Annotated in this window: 18 protein-coding genes; 12 read left to right on the forward strand and 6 right to left on the reverse strand. The window is 57.6% G+C overall.

The features are described 5' to 3' along the window. Positions 1 to 155: 155 nt before the first annotated feature. The 4 genes from rlmD (at position 156) to BMZ66_RS06045 (ending at position 3,478) form a co-directional block, all read left to right on the forward strand. A complete protein-coding gene (gene rlmD / locus BMZ66_RS06030) occupies positions 156 to 1,568 on the forward strand; it encodes a 23S rRNA (uracil(1939)-C(5))-methyltransferase RlmD (RefSeq protein WP_092669979.1) in 1,413 nt (470 codons plus the stop codon). A gap of 141 nt (positions 1,569 to 1,709) precedes the next feature. Next, positions 1,710 to 1,979, forward strand: coding sequence for a GIY-YIG nuclease family protein (locus BMZ66_RS06035; RefSeq protein ID WP_234794984.1), 270 nt, complete (start codon positions 1,710 to 1,712; stop codon positions 1,977 to 1,979). A gap of 79 nt (positions 1,980 to 2,058) precedes the next feature. Continuing rightward, positions 2,059 to 2,433 (forward strand): hypothetical protein, encoded by a 375-nt coding sequence (locus BMZ66_RS06040; RefSeq protein ID WP_092669983.1) that lies wholly within the window; start codon positions 2,059 to 2,061, stop codon positions 2,431 to 2,433. An 85-nt stretch (positions 2,434 to 2,518) separates the two neighbouring features. Continuing rightward, positions 2,519 to 3,478, forward strand: coding sequence for a hypothetical protein (locus BMZ66_RS06045; RefSeq protein WP_214606953.1), 960 nt, complete (start codon positions 2,519 to 2,521; stop codon positions 3,476 to 3,478). A 111-nt stretch (positions 3,479 to 3,589) separates the two neighbouring features. Here BMZ66_RS06045 and BMZ66_RS06050 read toward each other — a convergent pair whose 3' ends face one another. From BMZ66_RS06050 to thiL, 3 genes are all read right to left on the reverse strand, one after another. Continuing rightward, complete coding sequence (locus tag BMZ66_RS06050; protein ID WP_092669987.1) at positions 3,590 to 4,042, reverse strand: YybH family protein; 453 nt, start codon at positions 4,040 to 4,042, stop codon at positions 3,590 to 3,592. 130 nt (positions 4,043 to 4,172) lie between these two features. Beyond that, a complete protein-coding gene (locus BMZ66_RS06055; protein WP_092669989.1) occupies positions 4,173 to 4,703 on the reverse strand; it encodes a YMGG-like glycine zipper-containing protein in 531 nt (176 codons plus the stop codon). A 137-nt stretch (positions 4,704 to 4,840) separates the two neighbouring features. Beyond that, positions 4,841 to 5,869, reverse strand: a complete 1,029-nt coding sequence (gene thiL, locus BMZ66_RS06060) for a thiamine-phosphate kinase (RefSeq protein WP_092669991.1) — start codon at positions 5,867 to 5,869, stop codon at positions 4,841 to 4,843. A 503-nt stretch (positions 5,870 to 6,372) separates the two neighbouring features. On the opposite strand from thiL, the gene BMZ66_RS06065 reads away from it, so the two are divergent. The 7 genes from BMZ66_RS06065 (at position 6,373) to BMZ66_RS25065 (ending at position 11,334) form a co-directional block, all read left to right on the forward strand. Further along, entirely contained in the window at positions 6,373 to 6,966 is a 594-nt protein-coding gene (locus BMZ66_RS06065) for a TetR/AcrR family transcriptional regulator (protein ID WP_092669993.1), read from the forward strand. A gap of 62 nt (positions 6,967 to 7,028) precedes the next feature. Next, positions 7,029 to 8,021 carry a 1,2-phenylacetyl-CoA epoxidase subunit PaaA gene (gene paaA / locus BMZ66_RS06070; protein ID WP_092669995.1) on the forward strand — a complete coding sequence of 331 codons (993 nt, stop codon included), beginning with the start codon at positions 7,029 to 7,031 and terminating at the stop codon, positions 8,019 to 8,021. Between the two features lie 150 nt (positions 8,022 to 8,171). After that, positions 8,172 to 8,846: a phenylacetic acid degradation b gene (locus BMZ66_RS06075; RefSeq protein WP_092669997.1), complete on the forward strand. Its 675-nt coding sequence runs from the start codon at positions 8,172 to 8,174 to the stop codon at positions 8,844 to 8,846. Positions 8,847 to 8,850: 4 nt separating this feature from the next. Next, positions 8,851 to 9,600: a 1,2-phenylacetyl-CoA epoxidase subunit PaaC gene (paaC, locus tag BMZ66_RS06080; protein WP_092669999.1), complete on the forward strand. Its 750-nt coding sequence runs from the start codon at positions 8,851 to 8,853 to the stop codon at positions 9,598 to 9,600. Between the two features lie 28 nt (positions 9,601 to 9,628). Further along, positions 9,629 to 10,174 (forward strand): 1,2-phenylacetyl-CoA epoxidase subunit PaaD, encoded by a 546-nt coding sequence (gene paaD, locus BMZ66_RS06085; protein ID WP_234794985.1) that lies wholly within the window; start codon positions 9,629 to 9,631, stop codon positions 10,172 to 10,174. A 42-nt stretch (positions 10,175 to 10,216) separates the two neighbouring features. Beyond that, positions 10,217 to 10,837, forward strand: coding sequence for a hypothetical protein (locus BMZ66_RS06090; protein WP_143080073.1), 621 nt, complete (start codon positions 10,217 to 10,219; stop codon positions 10,835 to 10,837). A 128-nt stretch (positions 10,838 to 10,965) separates the two neighbouring features. After that, positions 10,966 to 11,334 carry a hypothetical protein gene (locus BMZ66_RS25065; RefSeq protein WP_143080074.1) on the forward strand — a complete coding sequence of 123 codons (369 nt, stop codon included), beginning with the start codon at positions 10,966 to 10,968 and terminating at the stop codon, positions 11,332 to 11,334. A 67-nt stretch (positions 11,335 to 11,401) separates the two neighbouring features. Here the strand turns inward: BMZ66_RS25065 and BMZ66_RS06095 are convergent, their stop codons facing one another. Then, positions 11,402 to 13,144 carry a M3 family oligoendopeptidase gene (locus tag BMZ66_RS06095; RefSeq protein ID WP_092670003.1) on the reverse strand — a complete coding sequence of 581 codons (1,743 nt, stop codon included), beginning with the start codon at positions 13,142 to 13,144 and terminating at the stop codon, positions 11,402 to 11,404. A gap of 178 nt (positions 13,145 to 13,322) precedes the next feature. Further along, positions 13,323 to 14,426, reverse strand: a complete 1,104-nt coding sequence (locus BMZ66_RS06100; protein ID WP_092670005.1) for a ferredoxin--NADP reductase — start codon at positions 14,424 to 14,426, stop codon at positions 13,323 to 13,325. Between the two features lie 232 nt (positions 14,427 to 14,658). Here BMZ66_RS06100 and BMZ66_RS06105 point away from each other — a divergent pair, with 232 nt between their 5' ends. Continuing rightward, positions 14,659 to 15,348, forward strand: a complete 690-nt coding sequence (locus tag BMZ66_RS06105) for a peptidoglycan DD-metalloendopeptidase family protein (protein WP_234794986.1) — start codon at positions 14,659 to 14,661, stop codon at positions 15,346 to 15,348. A gap of 200 nt (positions 15,349 to 15,548) precedes the next feature. On the opposite strand, the gene BMZ66_RS06110 is transcribed toward BMZ66_RS06105, so the two are convergent. Further along, complete coding sequence (locus tag BMZ66_RS06110; protein WP_092670009.1) at positions 15,549 to 16,772, reverse strand: ABC transporter permease; 1,224 nt, start codon at positions 16,770 to 16,772, stop codon at positions 15,549 to 15,551. Positions 16,773 to 16,802 lie beyond the last annotated feature (30 nt).

The raw sequence follows: 16,802 nt of genomic DNA on the forward strand, positions 1-16,802 counted from the left end.
AAGGTTATATCAAGCGTTAAACCCAAAAAAGGCCACTCGCATGAGTGGCCTTTTTCATTTTGCATGGCGAGCAAGGAAACCGCGCCAATTACAAAATCCGTGCAATCCGCTAAATCCGCATGAATCCGTGGTTCAGACAGTAGTTTTGTAGTTCTATGAGCAGAGCAAAAAATATTCCCGCCGAGTTACTCCGCAACGTTAAAATTCAGGACATGGTGGCCGAAGGTAAATGCCTCGTCCGCGTCGAAAACCTCGTCATCTTCGTCTCGCAAGTGGCCCCCGGCGATGTGGTCGACCTCCGCGTCACCAAAGCAAAGAAGAGCTTTCTAGAAGCCGTTCCCGTCAAGTTTCACTCCTACTCCGAAGAGCGCACCACGCCGTTTTGCCAGCACTTTGGCACCTGCGGCGGCTGCAAATGGCAGCACCTCACCTACGACGCTCAGCTGCGCTACAAGCAGCAGCAGGTGATTGACCAGCTCACTCGCATCGGCAAAGTGACCTTGCCCGAGATTCCCTTTATCCTGCCATCGCCCCAGCGCACCTACTACCGCAACAAGCTGGAATACACCTTCAGCGACAACGGCTGGCTTACCACCGAGCAGATAAACGACGACACCACGCAGTACAACCGCGAGGTGCTGGGTTTCCACACGCCCGCGCGCTTCGATAAGATTATCGACGTGCAGCACTGCCACCTGCAGGCCGAGCCCAGCAACGAAATCCGCCTGTTCGTGCGCGACTATGCCCACGAGCACAAGCTGCCCTTCAACAACCTCGTGCGCCAGACCGGCCTGCTGCGCAATCTCATCATTCGCACGGCCCAAAGCACCGGCGAAATCATGGTGATTCTGCAGTGCTACCACGCCGACGAAGCCATCGAAACCCTGCTCGATGCCCTCATTGCGAAGTTTCCCGGCATCACCTCGCTCAACTACGTGCTCAATAACAAGGGCAACGAAACCTTCCATGACCTCGACGTGGTAACCTACCACGGCAAGCCCTACATCGAGGAAGGGATGGAAGGCCTGCGCTTCCGCATCGGTCCCAAGTCCTTCTACCAAACCAACTCCGAAGGTGCCCACCAACTCTACAAAGTGGCCCGTGAGTTCGCCGAGCTTACCGGCAATGAATTGGTATACGACCTCTACACCGGCGCCGGCACCATTGCTAGCTTCGTGTCGGGCCAGGCCCGCAAAGTCATCGGCGTGGAATATGTTGAACAAGCTGTGGCCGACGCCCACGTTAACGCCGAAATCAACAACATCACCAACACCGAGTTCTTCGCCGGCGACATGAAGGACGTGCTCACCGCCGAGTTCACAGCCCGCCACGGCCGCCCCGACGTCCTCATCACCGACCCGCCCCGCGCCGGCATGCACCCCGACGTAGTAGCCCGCCTCCTTGAGCTGCGTGCCCCTCGCATCGTGTACATCAGCTGCAACCCCGCCACCCAGGCGCGTGACCTGGAATTATTGGATGCTGCCTATAAAGTTACGCGCGTGCAGCCAGTGGATATGTTCCCACACACCCACCATGTGGAGAACGTGGTAGCGCTGGAGTTGAAATAAACCTTTTGTCATCCTGAGCTTGCGAAGGACCTTATCACGCCGGAACGTATTGCAGTAAATTCCAAACGGCGCGAACGTGATAAGGTCCTTCGCAAGCTCAGGATGACAAATAATTAATCGAGTCCCGCCATGCCTTATTACGTGTACATCACCACTAATCCAGGCAAGTCGGTGTTATACATTGGTGTCACAAATAATATTGCCGACCGCATGGCCCAGCACTACGCCAATCGGGGCTCAACTCAAACCTTCGCAGGGCGTTACTTCTGCTACAATCTGGTGCACGTTGAAGTGTACTCTGATATCACAGCCGCGATAACGCGCGAGAAAGAATTGAAAGGCTGGACTCGGGCTAAAAAAGACACTTTAATTGCTAATGACAATCCGCATTGGCTTTTTTTACAAACCTGAAACCTCTCGCGGTTAGGACATGATAAGGTCCTTCGCAAGCTAAGGATGACAGGTGAAATAACGAGTTCACTTACCCCACATGGACTACTTCAACGACCCCGAACTCAACGGCAAATACCTCGGCACCATCACCAAGGATTTTGTCGTCGTGTCTGATACCCTGCTCGAAGCTTCTTCCCAAATCCGCAAGGGCGACTTCAGCAAATACCCCATCTTCGTTTTTGCCAAGCAGGAAGTGCCCTTGGGCGGCCTGCTGGTAAATGCCGATGAGCTCAACCTGGAGTGGCACGTTTTCGCCAGCTACCTTGAATTGTTTGTGCAGCAAGGCATCATCAGCGAAGAAGGCGTCGAGGGTTTCCAGGCTACTTACAAAGACGCCGACGAGTTCTGCTGCCTGTTCGTGCTTGATGAGGAGTTCACGAAATTCGTTTTCGTCCCCTACCCCGAAGATTAACTGAACGATGCCGAGACGCGACACTTGGCTACGCCGACCTTCGGTTCGCATCTCTACAGCAGCCGATAACACTCCAATTATGTTCATGCGCTCCGGTTCTTTGCTCCTGATACCCGCCGTGCTCCTAATTGGTGCGCAGTGCTCCTCAACACCCAACACCGACACGCCACCAGCGCAAGCCGCCCCGCTCCCACCGGAGTTCGGCAGCTACTGGTTCCAGGGTAAAGCCGAGCTCACGAGCTACGACCTGACCCAGGCCCGCTACGGTGAGCTGCACAAGGGCGAGGCCGTGCTGGTATTCGTAACCGAAGATTTCTCCCGCAAGAAACAGGTGAAGCTGGACAACCCCGCCGCTAATCCAGCCGACCGCCTGCCCGTGCTTAAGCTGAACTTCAACAAGAAATTCAACACCGGCGTCTACCCCTACTCCATCGTCACGTCCACGTTCACGCCGCTCGACCTGGCCAAGGACCCGCATACTCCCAAGGTGAGCCTGTCGGTGCAGGAATGGTGCGGCCACGTCTTCACCCAACTCAACCTGGGCCCCAAAGGCTACAACATTTCCCAGAAATCGTACTTCGAAAGCGAAGGCGACAACGAAACCAAGCTGGAAACTACGCTGCTCGAAGACGAGCTCTGGAATCGCATTCGCCTGAACCCAACTGGCCTGCCCATTGGCAATATTAAGTTGGTGCCCAGCACTGCCTTTGCCCGCCTGCAGCACCTGCCCCTGCGCCCCGAAGCGGCCACGGCCAGCCTGCGCCCCGCTCCTTCCAACCAGCAGTCCGCTGGCGGCACCCCTTCCCAGGCGTACACCATTGCCTACGCCGGCCACAAGCAGCACACGTTAAGCATTTACTTTGAGCAGGCCTTTCCGCATCGCATTTTAGGGTGGGAAGAAACTTATCTCGACGGCCCCGGCACCCCCCAGCCGCGCCTGCTCACTACCCGCGCCACGCGCCGCCGTAGCATCATGCTCGACTACTGGCGCACCCACAACAACGCCGATGTGGCCTGGCGCGATTCTTTGGGTTTAGCGCGTTAGCGTAACCACGACCAGCGACAACCTCGCTTGGCCAGCACATAAAAAAAAAGGTCCTGCCGAGTTCGGCAGGACCTTTTTTTTTATAATAATGCCGCTATTGATTCGGTACTGTTAACGACGCTGCACTGGCAGGTCTTCCAATTGCGCGTAGCTGAGTTTCCAGGTCTTGTCGTCGCTCTTTTTCCAGAGGAAAATATAGTTGCCTTCGCCGTAGCCGCGGGGCTCGCCGGGGGCCTCGGGCAGCACGTCGACGGCGAAGGTGCCGGCTTCATAAGCCGTGTTGGCGTCGGTCGACGAGCTCACCACGCTGGTTTTCAAATTGCCGATGGTGGGCAGCGTCTCGTTCACCCATTTCTGCGACACTTCGCCTTTGCCTTTCCAATGGGCGCTGCCTTGCACAAAGCTCACATCATCGGCCAGGAAGCCGTTTATTTTACCAGAGTCCTTGCTGTTCCAGGCGCCGATAAACTCTTGGTTCAGGCTTTGGATGTTGACGGCTTCATCCGCTTTTGAGCAGGAGGTAAGCGTAGCGGCAACGAGCAAACTATACAGGAGGGCTTTCATAAAAAGTGAAAGAGGTGTTGGTTGAGAAGAAGTAAATGTGGGCGCCAATTTCACCCCTATGGTAAGGGGCCAAAATGGCTAAACCCCGAGCGAATGCGCTCAGGGTTTAGATTTTAATTGATTGGAACAATTACCAGCTCTTACGACGGTACTCCGAAGTAGCGTAGGGGTGCGAAGGGTCGCCGTAGGCATTGTTGGGCAAATAGGCCGAGTTCGAAACCATGGGCGCTGCAGCATCCTGAGCGCTAAGAGCCAACGCACCGGCCGCGGGAGTAGCAGCGAGGCTGTTGTAAGAAGCGTTGGCGGGCGTTGCACGATTGGCAGCGCCGTTGTTGCGGGCAATAGCCGCGCGGTTGGCGGCAGCACGGTTGGCAGCGGCTTGGTTAGCAGCTGCAATGCGGGCGCGCTCCTTGCGCTTGTTATCGGTGTTCTTGCCAATGGCGTAGCCTACGCCGCCACCCACCACGCCACCTACCAGGCCACCCACGGGGCGGTTCCGCTTGTTGATGATGGCACCAGCGGCCGCCCCGCCCAGGCCGCCAATTACGGCGCCTTTGGCTTGCGGGCTCCAGCCCTTTCTGTCCTGGGCCTGGGCCGAAGACGAGCTAAACATGGTACCGAGCAGCACAATCAGGCTGAAGAAATATGCGAGCTTATTCATGACTGAAATATTTAAGTTGAGAGGAACTTTCCACGTATGGCAGCGAAAAACAATTAGCGTGCCATACATAGCAATTTCTAATTGGCTCTCGTAACGGCAGCGCTTAAAGCAAGGTTGACCCTTCTCGATGAGTCAGGCTAAAAGCTCGTCCAACCCTGTGCCTGAAGCGGCACAGCCTGACCAGCTTTAGTCACCAGGTTGGCGCCATCGTCCTTGGCTGTGAGGTGCCCGATGATGGTGATATCGGGGTGGTTTTTCAGCTTTTCGTGGTCCGTCACGGGCACCGTAAACAGCAGTTCGTAGTCCTCGCCGCCGTTCAAAGCGCAGGTAATAGGGTCGAGGTTAAACTCAGCCGCCGCCTCCAGGGTGGGATTAGCCAAGGGCAGGAATTCGGTGAAAACCCGGGCACCGGTGCCGCTGGCCGTGCACAGGTGCAAGACTTCCGAGGCCAGCCCGTCGGAAATATCAATCATGCTGCTGGGCTGGATGCCCCGCTCCCGCAACTCGTGAACAATGTCGAGCCGGGCCTCGGGCCGCAGCTGGCGCTGCACCACGTACTCGTAGTTGGCCAGTTCGGGCTGCGTTTCAGGGTCGGCTAAGAAAGCTTGCTTTTCGCGCTCCAACACCTGCAGACCCAGGAAGGCCCCGCCAAGGTCGCCGCTCACGCACAGCAAATCAGTGGGCTTGCCGCCGCTGCGGCGCACTGCTTCACCGGCGGGCGCCTCGCCCAGCACGGTTATGGCCAGAGTAAGGCCGCCGCGGCTAGCTGTCATGTCGCCGCCTACTAAGTCTACATTGTAGGCCTCACAAGCCAAACGCATGCCAGCGTACAGCTCCTCAATGGCTTCCACCGTGAAGCGCGCGCCGGCCGATACGCCCACCACCAGCTGCGTGGGCAGGGCGTTCATGGCGGCCACATCCGACACGTTCACGGCCACGGCCTTATAACCTAGGTGGCGCAACGGACTAAAAGCCAGGTCAAAATGAATGCCTTCGACCAGCAAGTCGGTGGTCATCACCAGCTCTTTGCCGGGCGTGGGGGCTATAATGGCCGCGTCGTCGCCAATGCCCAACACCGTGCTGGGCTGGCGCACACTGATTCCTTCCTGCAGACGGCGAATAAGAGCAAATTCGCCAATGGCGTTGAGGGGCGTGAGTTCAGACATTTTGAAGACAGAAGTTAGTATTTGATAGTCGCCAGCGTATTGAGCTGGGTAGTAAGCCCTGCTGTGCAGAGCAGAATCAGACAGCTGTTATGATAGCCCCACTAGCACTGGTTGAAGCGTAAAAGTACGCCCATAAACAAATGAGACACTTATCCTGGGATTTCAGCATCAGGACTTGAGCTTGTTACACCCTGATGTTACGCAGCTGGGCATTGATGGCGCGGGGCTGTTTCCCGTGCCGTTTATTCGCCGGCCTCTGGCCGGCAGTCGTTGAACGAGTCTAGCGCGAGTCGTTCGGACGTTACGGGCCGGAGGCCCGCGTATAGTAGGCACGGGGCACACCCCCGCGCCATCAGCGGCCTAAACCATCAATCCTTCGTTGGCCTTCGAAGGCCTTCATCTCAATTCAATGAACCTCAACACCTACTCTTTTACCCTAGGCTGTGCTAATCGCAACTTTAACTTGCTAACGCTCGTTAGTAAGTATATCTTTGTTTTGAATTATGGCTACTGCTGCTCCTATCCGTTCGCGCAAAGCTCAGATTGACCGTACTGCGACGGCCCTTTTCCGGGCGCGCGGCTTTGCGGCCACCAGCATGCGCGAGCTGGCCACCGAGCTGGGTTTGGAAGCGGGCAGCTTGTACTCCCACATCAAGTCGAAAGAAGAAATTTTGCACCGTGTGTGCTTTGGCTTGGCCGAAGATTTTTTCGCCGGCTTTGCGGCCGCTACGCTGGATACTGCTGCCCCCATTGCTACTCAGTTGCGGCTGGCCATTGAAGCGCACGTGCGAGTGCTTACCCGCGACAGCGCAGCCTCGGCTGTATTTCTGCACGAGTGGCGGCACTTAAGTGAGCCTGCTCGCACCGAGTTCCTGGCCTTGCGTGACCGCTATGAAGCCTCCTTTCGCGAACTGATACAGCGCGGCATTGCAGCGAACGAATTGCATGCCCCCGACGCCGCTTTTGCCGCTCTCACCTTGCTAGCCAGCCTCAACTGGCTGCCGGCCTGGTACCGCCCCGACGGGAAACTGTCGCCCGATGACATCGCCCACCGCTTAGCCGAGCAGTTGCTGGGCGGGCTACTGACCAATAAATAACGTATCGCGGGCTGCAGTAGCAGCTGCCCTCTCTAGCTCTTAACCTTAAAATCCCACCACTCATGTACGGTTCCGCCAGCACCCACGACCTCCCGACCACCGCCGTTACCGGCCTTGAAAACGAAGACCCCATCCTGCTGGCCGAATTTGAGGCCCGCATTGCCCGGGGCGAGAAGATTGAGCCCGGCGACTGGATGCCGGCCCTCTACCGCAAGCAGCTCACCCGCATGATTGAGCAGCACGCGCACTCCGAAATCATCGGCTCGCTGCCCGAGGGCACCTGGATTACCCGTGCACCCGGCTTCCGCCGCAAAATGGCTCAGATGGCCAAGGTGCAGGACGAAGTAGGCCACGCGCAATTGCTGTACTCGGCGGCGGAAACCCTGGGCAAAACCCGCGAGCAGATGCTTACCGACCTCATCAACGGCAAGAGCAAGTACTCCAACGTTTTCAACTACCCCACTCCTACCTGGGCCGACTCGAACGTTATTTCCTGGCTGATTGATGCCGGTGCCATTGTCAACCAGCTCGCCAACGCCAAGGGTAGCTACGGTCCCTACTGCCGCGCCCTCGACCGGATTTGTGCCGAGGAAGCGTTTCACCTGAAGTACGGGCACGATGCTGTGGTGCACATGGCCACGGGCACGCCCATTCAGCGCGAAATGATGCAGGCAGCCCTCAACCGCTGGTGGCCCGCCATCATGACCTTTTTCGGCCCTTCGGATAAGATGTCGGTACACACCGAAATCCTGATGCGCTGGAAGGTAAAAATGGCGTCGAACGACGAGTGCCGCAACCAGTTCCTGGACATGTACGTGCCCAAAATCTGGGAAATTGGCCTGACGCTGCCCGATGCCAACCTGCGCAAAAATGAGGAAACAGGCCAGTGGGAATTCACCGAGCCCGACTGGGAAGACTTCAAGCGCGTGATTAACGGCGACGGTCCCTGCAACGCCGAGCGCATTGCTGTGCGCCGCGCCGCCGAGGAAAACGGCGCCTGGGTGCGCCGCGCCCTGCTCACGCCCAAAACGCAATACGTGCGCCCGTTAGCTTAATCATTTAACATGTATCAATTAACATTTAACAGGTTTTTTGACCTCTGAATATCAATTGATATGAACGCCAAATGTTGAATCAGTTGAACAGCTCGTTGGTAAACGAGCTGTTCAACTGATAATTGTTAAATGATAATTGTTAAGTGTAAGATGATACAATCGCACGACCCGCGCATGAACCGGCTGGGCCTGCCCGACGCCCCCGCTCCGGCAGTGGCCAAGGAAGCCCTCGACCAATTTGGTACCTACGAGGTTTTTCATCAGAAAAAAGAGGGAGCTCCGTTTGTGTACGTGGGACCGGTGCATGCCCCGGAGGCCGACGTGGCTTTTCTGTTTGCTAAAGAGCAGTTTAGCCGCCGCTTTGCCTGCACAGGCCTGTGGGTGGTGCCCACCGCCGCCATCACCCTAACGGACTACGTAGGGGATACCGAATCGGCCTACGATACCTTGCCTTTGCTGGCAAAGAGCAGCGCCGCCCCAGCCCCTGATTCTCGCTACACCGACGACACTGCTGGTGAAGAAGCTGCCTACGCGGCGGGCGAGGAAGACTACGATATTTTCCATCTCAAAAAGCGCGGCAAAGCCCATCAGCACGTGGGCAAGGTGCGCGCCAGCTCCCCGGCCGATGCCCTGCAAGTAGCCAAAGCCGTGTTTGGCGAGCAGCGCCCGGTAGTGAATGTGTGGGCTGCCCGCTCGGCCGACATTCTGCGCTCCGACGACGAGGACCGCGACATCTGGACCACCACGCCCGAGAAAAAATACCGCGACGCCATCTCCTACAAGGTGCAGGACCGGATTGAAAAGTTTAAGGCCGAAAATCAATAAGTACATGGACCCCAAACTCGACCTTTTATACCGCCTCGCCGACGACCAACTCATTCTGGGCCACCGCAACTCCGAATGGAACGGCTTGGGCCCCATTCTGGAAGAAGACATTGCCTTTTCGAGCATGGCGCAGGATAAGCTGGGCCACAGCCTGGCTCTCTACACCCTGCTGCACGAGCTGGGCGAAGCCGAGCCTGACACGGTGGCTTTTACGCGCAACGCGCCGCAGTTTCACTGCTGTCAGCTGGTGGAGCTGCCCATTGGGGAGTACGACTTCAGCCTGACGCGTCACTTTCTGTTCGACCACGCCGAGCTGTTGCGCTTCGAGGCGTTGGCTACCAGCAGCTACGAGCCGCTGGCCCAGGTGGCCCGCAAGCTCCGCGGCGAGTTGAAGTACCACGCCCTGCACGCCAACACTTGGATGAAGCGCCTCGGCACGGCCACTGAAGAAGCCATCGAGCGCATGCAGAACGCCTTGAACTTCACGCTGCCCTACGCACTTGGCATCTTCGAAAAAACGGAGGCAGAAGCGGAAATCATTAGCTCTGGTTTATTCATTGGCGAGGACGAATTGCGCAGCCGCTGGCTGGAAAGCATCACCAAAGTCCTGTCCCAAACGGCTCTCGAAGTACCAGACATTCTGGCCCTGACGCCGGTAGCCGGCGGCCGCTACGGGCAGCACACCGAGCACCTGCAGCCCCTGCTGGACGAAATGGCCGAGGTCTTTCGCCTGGACCCTACGGCCGACTGGTAGCCTTTATTGAGCTTTTGGCTACTAGCTGATGGCTGTTAGCTTGACTTATAAAATCATCATGCAGAACCACGCCAATAGCCATCAGCTAGTAGCCAAAAGCCAGATAATGGACTGGCTGCAAGCCGTGAAGGACCCGGAAATACCGACCATCTCGCTCATCGATCTGGGCGTGGTGCGCCGGGTAGAGCAGGATGAGCACACGGGCAAGGTGACCGTGGAACTCACGCCCACTTTCGCTGGTTGCCCGGCCATGGACTACATGAAGCGTGACGTAGAGCGCACCTTATTAGCCCACGGCGTGCCAGCAGTTGAAGTCAACATCAGCATGCGCGAGGCCTGGACCTCCGACATGCTCACCGAAGCCGGCCGGCAGGCCCTGCGCCAGCACAAGCTGTCGCCCCCGCCGGTACTTGGCAACCAGGTGCTTGACCTTGATTTTCTGGAGTACGCCGAGTGCCCCAACTGCAACGGCAACAATACAGAGCTCCGTACGCCGTTTGGGGCTACGTTGTGCCGGGCCGTGCACTATTGCCACGACTGCCGCCAGCTTTTTGAGCAATTCAAGCCCGTGTAGAGTTATTGCACCCGCTGTTTCACCCATTTGTGTTTACCCTTGATGGCTACCTCTTTGATTCCTACCGTTAAGTCCGCAGTTGTTGTTCTGCTGATTCTCACGGCCTGCGCGGCCTCATGCAAGCGCGACAGCAGCAAAAGCGCTGTGATGGACCCGGCCTCCAAGGCTGCAGTAAAAACCCAATTTGACGTGCTCCGCGATTCCGTGGACCTCAAATGGCGCAACATGACTGAGAGCGACGACCAGAAAATTGGCGTTACGGGCTTGCTCCTGCGCGAGCTCAAAAGCCAGCCCGGTGCCAATACTGCGCAGCTGCAGGGCCTGGAAAAGGCCAATACTCGCCTCAAAGTTCGCCGCTACACCCAGCAAACCATGGCCAGCTCCGACCTGATTGACCAGTACGACGCAGCCCAGGACTCCCTGTTTCGGGTGCTCCTGCCCGTGGCGGCGCCCGACGGCAACGCCCCTACTGAAAACGCTCGCAACTTCGTGGAAGGTCTGCAGCAACTCGACGCGGGGGTAGTTGGCTTCCGCGTGCAGTACGACCGCGCCGCTCAGCAGTACAACAACTACCTGAAGCTGCACCAAGCCGAACTGCAATCGTTGGGCGGCAAATATGCTCAAATCAAGCCCTTGCCTTTATTCACGCTCGGCGCTCAATAACCTCATACCTCAAGCATAGCACTAAGGGCCGGCAGACATGCCGGCCCTTTTCTTTTGAACGTGATGCAACCCCTGAACTAATGAACCGGTCAACCGCAAAAGCACCCACACTTCAAGCACCTAACGCTATGCGAAATCGCTTCTCTTCTAAGTTGTTGACCCTTTTTAAATTGGCTGTCGTTGCTGGGATGGCCGGTTGCGCTTCCAAAGAAGACATTAGCCCTAAAGGGTCGTGTGCCACGGCTGCTACTGTGCGGCTTTGCTACGGCAGAACGGCCGCTTGCCCCACCGAGCATACCACGCTGGAGTTAACCAATGGCAAGCGTTTGCGTCCGTCGGGCAAAGTTTGGCGAGCGTATTTGCCCAAGCAAAGAGAAGGACAGGTGCTGTCCATCAGCTATAATTTGGTGCAGCAAGGCTCGTCCGACAACGCAGAAAGCCCTCTGGTGACGCTCACTTGTTTAGAAGAAATGGTTTTGAGATGTGGTAATATGTAAAAGCAAAAGAGCCCCCGCGTTTCTATACGCGGGGGCTCTTTTGCCTAAAACAGGATGAACAGCTCGACTACAGCGCGGCCATTTCCTCTCGCACGAAGTCGGCCAGGGTGCGCAGGTAATCGGTGCTGAAGTCGAAGCGGATGCCCGCGGCGGCGTAAATCTGCCCAATGGGGGCGGTGTAGCCCAGGGCCAGCGCACGCTTGTAAGCAGCCAGGCCCTCGGCGGGGTTCTGGCGGTAGTTGCGCCATACGGCAATGGCGCCGAGCTGGGCCATGGCGTATTCAATGTAGTAGAACGGCACTTCGTAGAGGTGCAGCTGCTTCTGCCACAGGAAAGGCTTGAAGTTTTCCAGGCCATTCCAGTCCACGGTGCGCTGGTTGAACTGGTCGAAAATCTCCACCCAGCACGCATGGCGCTCGGCCTCAGTGTGGTTGGGGTTTTCGTAAATCCAGTGCTGAAACTTGTCTACCGTAGCTACCCAGGGGAAAGTTTCGAGCACGCTTTCGAGGTGGGTTTTCTTGGCCCGGCGCAGGTCCTCGGCGTCCGGGAAGAACACGTGCCACTGGTCCATGCTCATAAGCTCCATGCTCATTGAGGCCAACTCGGCTACTTCGGACGGTGGGTGCTTGTCGGCGCCCAACGGCAGGCCGCGGGTGAGGAAGGAATGCACAGCGTGGCCGCCTTCGTGCAGCATGGTTACCACGTCGCGCAGGCTGCTGGTGGCGTTCATGAAGATGAAGGGCACGCCCGTTTCGTCCAGCGGGTAGTTGTAGCCACCAGGGGCTTTGCCTTTGCGGCTTTCCAGGTCGAGGTGGCCCATCTGGCGCATGGTGCGCAGGCAGTCGCCCAGGTAGGAATCCAGGTTATGGAAAACGGTGATGGTTTTTTCCAGCAGCTCCTCGCCCGTGCCGAAGGGCAGCAGCGGGGGCTGCCCGCTGGGGTCCACGTCGAGGTCCCAGGGGCGCAGGGCAGGCAGGTTGAGGTCTTGCCGACGCTCCAGGTCGAAGTCATCGATGAGCGGCACCACCGTCTCGCGAATGGCGCGGTGGAAGTCAAAGCAGTCCTGCGGGGTATAGTCGAACCGGCCCAGGGCGGCAAACATGTAGTCGCGGAAATTGCTGAAACCGGCATTTAGGGCCACTTGGTTGCGCAGGCCCACAAGCTCAGTGAAGAGTTGGTCGAGTGGTTTGGAATCCTGCAGGCGGCGCGCCTGAATGGCGCGCCAGGCCGTTTCACGCACGGCCCGGTCGGGGTTTTTGAGGCGGTCGGCAGCCTGGGGCAGCGTTAGCTCCTGGCCGTCTAGGGTCACGTTCATAGCGCCCACCGTGGCGGCGTACTGCTGCTGCTTGGTGCTGATTTCGGTTTTGAGCGGTATGTTCTCAACCCGATAAATCTCCGATGCCCGGCGCACCGAACGCAGAAACACCCCGTAGCGCCGCTCGTCGAGCCCGGCCAGGTGCGGCGAGGCCAGCATCTTTTCATTCAGGGCGTGGTCGTAGGGCGCCACTTGGGGCTCTACCTCGTTCACGAAGTACTGGAAGGCTTCGGCCCGGGTGCCATCCTGCGTGTCGCAGGTCATGCGAATGTAGCGCCACGCCAGGTCCTCGCTGAGCACCGATTCCAGTTCGGAACGGTCGAGCAGCCAGCGCTCCAGCTCGGCCGGGGTGTACACCGGCCGGTCTTGCAGCTCCTGAAAAAAGGGCTCGATAGCGGCCCAGTCGGTTACAATGAAATCCTCGGGCAGATACTGGCGCGGCGGCCGGCTGGTATCGGTAGCCGACTCGGCAGTAGGTTCAGCAATTAACGTCATAATACAATAGTAGTAGAAGGAACTCGGGTAACAGGTGCCTTGGCCACAGCCTTTGCTTTACGAAGCAAACCATGCGCCGGACGGAAAATAAGTTAAAAGTTATGGGTTAGGGTAAAGGCGCCCTTGCTGTGTGCCACAGGCTCACCTCCCTCCTGCTTTTAACTCTTAACTCAGTTGCCTATCCGATTTCAATCACCACGTCGTCGGTCATGGGGTGGCCCACGCAAGTCAGGATGTAGCCTTGCTTCATTTCGGAATCGGAAAGTCCTTCGCGCTCATCCAAATGCACCTTGCCGCTGAGGCACTTGCCGCGGCAGGCGGTGCAAAGGCCGGCCTGGCAGGAATACGGCAAGTCGATGTCCTGGTCCAAGGCCGTTTCGAGAATGGTTTTGCCAGTCGGCACCTCGATGATGTATTCACTGCCTTCGTACTGAAGCGTCACGCTGCGGGTGGCCTTGGTGTCGTCGGCGGGGCTGGTCGATACGTCGCCGTGGCCGCTGGGCGGGCCGGCAATGGCCTCGGCCGTGTCGCCGCTGGCCACGAAGCTTTCGCGGCGAATCCGGGACTCGGGCACGTTCAGCAAGTCGAGGGCGGCGCGGGCCTCCACCATCAGGCCTTCGGGGCCGCACATGAAGTACTCGGCCTGCTCGGCCGGAAACTGGTGGCGCTGCTCCAGAATGCGCAGCATCATGGTGCGGTTGAGGCGGCCGCTGTGGCGGTGGGCGCCACCCGGGTTCAGGGGTTGGCTAAACACGTGCTCTACCTGCAAGTGGCCGCCGGAGGAGGCCTCCAGCTCGGCGAGCTGCTTCTGGAAAATCACCGATTCCTCGTTGCGGTTGCCATATATCAGCAGCACGTGGCTATTGGGCTCGGTCTTCAGCACGGCTTTGAGCATGGACATGAGCGGGGTGATGCCCGAGCCGGCCCCAATGAGTACCAGTGAGCGGGCTGCTTTGGGACTGGGGCTGAGGGTGAAGTTGCCCAAGGGCTCCATCACTTCCAGCTGCTGACCAACCTTCACCGTGTCTAGTAAGTAGTTGCTTACTAGGCCGCCCGTCACGCGCTTCACCGTCACGGATAGGCGCGGGGCCTCGTGCGGTGTGCTGCTGAGGGAGTAGGCGCGGCGCTCTTTTTTGCCACCCGGGCCGCAGGGCAGAATGAGCGTGAGGAACTGGCCCGGCCGACAAGAAATGGCCGCCCGGTCGGGTCGCTCTAAGTGAATGGTAACGGAATCGGCGGTTTCCTGGGTCAGCTCAACTACGGTCAGCGTTTGGTAACTCATGCGGGGGAATGGTGGTGTGGGAATTTTACGTATAAACGCAGCCTTTCAGGTTCCCGAACTTTATAAATGACAAAAATTTAACCGGCACCCGTTGCACGAGTGGCCCGGCTTCGGCCGCAAAGGTAACTTGCCGCCGCGGCTGCCATCTAACAGCTAACTCCGGGAAACTGTTGAATGAGCCCCGCCGCATTTTCAAGGTTCAATTTCCCTTTCGATTATCGCCCCTCAACCCTTGCCACTCGCCTCCCTCCTGCGCCAGCACCAAACCGAGTTTGGTCCCGTTTTGCCCGTCGACCTGAACGGCTCCGACGTTGTTCGCCTCGATTTGACCGACAACAACCCCATGATTTGCCACGCCGACCTACGCGACACGGCTGCTTTCGAAACAGTGGTAAATGCCATGCTGGCCGAGAAAAACGCCCGCATTGGCGTTGGTGGCTACCTGGAAAACCGGGTTATCTATCGCCGCAGCCAGCATTTTGGCCCCGGTGCCCAGGAAGAAGCGCGCTCCCTGCATTTGGGCGTCGATGTTTGGATGGCTGCTGGCACCCCCGTTTTGGCGCCGCTGGCGGCCCGGGTTCACAGCCTGGCCGATAACGCCACCTACGGCGACTACGGCATCACCGTAATTCTGCAGCACGAACTGGACGGCACCACTTTCTACAGCCTCTACGGCCACCTTAGCCGCCTGGAATGGACAGCGCTGCGGGTGGGCCAAGAGTTAGTGAAAGGTCAGGCATTCGCCTCCGTGGGCCCGTATCCGGAAAATGGCGACTGGCCGCCGCACCTGCATTTTCAGCTAATTGCCGACATGCAAGGACGCGTGGGCGATTTTCCCGGGGTGGCCCGGCCCAGCGAGCGGGAAGCCTGGGCCTCGCTGTGCCCCGACCCCAATATTGTGCTGCAATGCCAGCTTATCTGAACCACGGATTCCTCCGGATTTTTCGGATTGCACGGATTTTGTAGACAACACTAGAGTTTCTCTTGCATCAGCGAGCAGCATTACTGGACAACAGAAAGGGCCACTCAAATGAGTGGCCCTTTTGCTTTTAACGCATTAAAATCAACCATCTACAGAATCCGTGCAATCCGAAAAATCCGCACGAATCCGTGGTTCAGACATCAATCGAACTTGATAGCCACCACTGGCTTAATCCGCGCAATGAGGTAGGTGGGAATCAGCACGGCCAGCAGAGAGGCTGCAAACGTGGCAACGTTGAGAATAATCAACATTTTAGGGTCCCAGGAAATCGGCACCCGGTCCATATAGTAGTTCTCGGGGTCGAGCGGAATGATGTGGAAGTAGTATTGCAAAGCACAGAAACCCACGGCAATTACATTTCCAATGAGCATGCCCCGCACCGTGAGTGAAAGCCCTCGGAAAAAGAACATCCGGCGAATCTGATTATCCGTGGCGCCCAGCGCTTTCAGAATGCCAATCATGTTGGTGCGCTCCAGAATCATGATAAAAATGGTGGCGACCATGTTGAAGGTGGCCACAAAAATTATCAGCAGCAGAAAGATGATGACGTTGCGGTTAAGCAGCTGCAGCCAGTCGAATAGCTGGGCGTATTGGTCGGTAATTTTATCGATTTTGAGGTCGTAGGGCAGGTTTTCGTAGAACGCGTCGGCCGTGCGGTCCAGGGTGGTAAAGTCTTTCAGCACCACTTCCATGCCCCCAATGAGGGAGTCGGGCCAGGCGGGCGAATTCAGCTCGCGAATTTGCCGAATGTCACCGATGACATACACTTCGTCAAACTCGTCGAGACCCGTGGAATAGATTCCGCTAACCCGAAACTGGCGAATGCGCGGCGGGTTCTGAATGAAGTAGAACAAGGCTTTGTCGCCGACAACCAGGCGCAGCTTGTCGGCCACCTTGCGCGATACCAGCACGTCGTCGCTGGCGGCCGAGTCGGGGAAGCTGAGGAATTTCCCGTTCTTCAGGTTCTCGCGCATGGGCGAGGGCCCGTCGGTTTCGGAGATGCCTTTTAGCACCACGCCCAGCACTTCGTCCTTGGTTTTGATGATGGCCGTTTTGACGGCAAAGGGCTGCGTGGACTTTACTTCCGGAAACTCGTGCAGCTGCTTTACCAGCCGAGGGCTGCCAATGGGAGCCACCTCTAACGAATTGTTGGTGTCGTAGCGCGAGATTTGCAGGTGCGAGCCAAACGAGAAAATCTTATTTTGAATCTCGTTGCGAAAACCTTGCAGGATGGCAAACGACACTACCATCACCGCCAAACCCATGGCAATGCTGATGATGGCTATTTTTGTGACCGACGAGGTGAACGAACCGGAATCGGCTCCTCCGTCAATCTTCTGAGAAATGTAGCGGGCGACATTCATTATTTGACCGTAAAGCTACGTTTTCAACCG

The organism is Hymenobacter arizonensis (assembly GCF_900115775.1).
In the GTDB taxonomy this organism is placed as follows: domain Bacteria; phylum Bacteroidota; class Bacteroidia; order Cytophagales; family Hymenobacteraceae; genus Hymenobacter; species Hymenobacter arizonensis.

Coding starts and splice junctions, on each gene's coding strand:
- rlmD (WP_092669979.1), top strand. CDS start 156: ATGAGCAGAGCAAAAAATATTCCCGCCGAGTTACTCCGCAACGTTAAA.
- BMZ66_RS06040 (WP_092669983.1), top strand. CDS start 2,059: ATGGACTACTTCAACGACCCCGAACTCAACGGCAAATACCTCGGCACC.
- BMZ66_RS06045 (WP_214606953.1), top strand. CDS start 2,519: ATGCGCTCCGGTTCTTTGCTCCTGATACCCGCCGTGCTCCTAATTGGT.
- BMZ66_RS06050 (WP_092669987.1), bottom strand. CDS start 4,042: ATGAAAGCCCTCCTGTATAGTTTGCTCGTTGCCGCTACGCTTACCTCC.
- BMZ66_RS06055 (WP_092669989.1), bottom strand. CDS start 4,703: ATGAATAAGCTCGCATATTTCTTCAGCCTGATTGTGCTGCTCGGTACC.
- thiL (WP_092669991.1), bottom strand. CDS start 5,869: ATGTCTGAACTCACGCCCCTCAACGCCATTGGCGAATTTGCTCTTATT.
- BMZ66_RS06065 (WP_092669993.1), top strand. CDS start 6,373: ATGGCTACTGCTGCTCCTATCCGTTCGCGCAAAGCTCAGATTGACCGT.
- paaA (WP_092669995.1), top strand. CDS start 7,029: ATGTACGGTTCCGCCAGCACCCACGACCTCCCGACCACCGCCGTTACC.
- BMZ66_RS06075 (WP_092669997.1), top strand. CDS start 8,172: ATGATACAATCGCACGACCCGCGCATGAACCGGCTGGGCCTGCCCGAC.
- paaC (WP_092669999.1), top strand. CDS start 8,851: ATGGACCCCAAACTCGACCTTTTATACCGCCTCGCCGACGACCAACTC.
- paaD (WP_234794985.1), top strand. CDS start 9,629: ATGGCTGTTAGCTTGACTTATAAAATCATCATGCAGAACCACGCCAAT.
- BMZ66_RS06090 (WP_143080073.1), top strand. CDS start 10,217: ATGGCTACCTCTTTGATTCCTACCGTTAAGTCCGCAGTTGTTGTTCTG.
- BMZ66_RS25065 (WP_143080074.1), top strand. CDS start 10,966: ATGCGAAATCGCTTCTCTTCTAAGTTGTTGACCCTTTTTAAATTGGCT.
- BMZ66_RS06095 (WP_092670003.1), bottom strand. CDS start 13,144: ATGACGTTAATTGCTGAACCTACTGCCGAGTCGGCTACCGATACCAGC.
- BMZ66_RS06100 (WP_092670005.1), bottom strand. CDS start 14,426: ATGAGTTACCAAACGCTGACCGTAGTTGAGCTGACCCAGGAAACCGCC.
- BMZ66_RS06110 (WP_092670009.1), bottom strand. CDS start 16,772: ATGAATGTCGCCCGCTACATTTCTCAGAAGATTGACGGAGGAGCCGAT.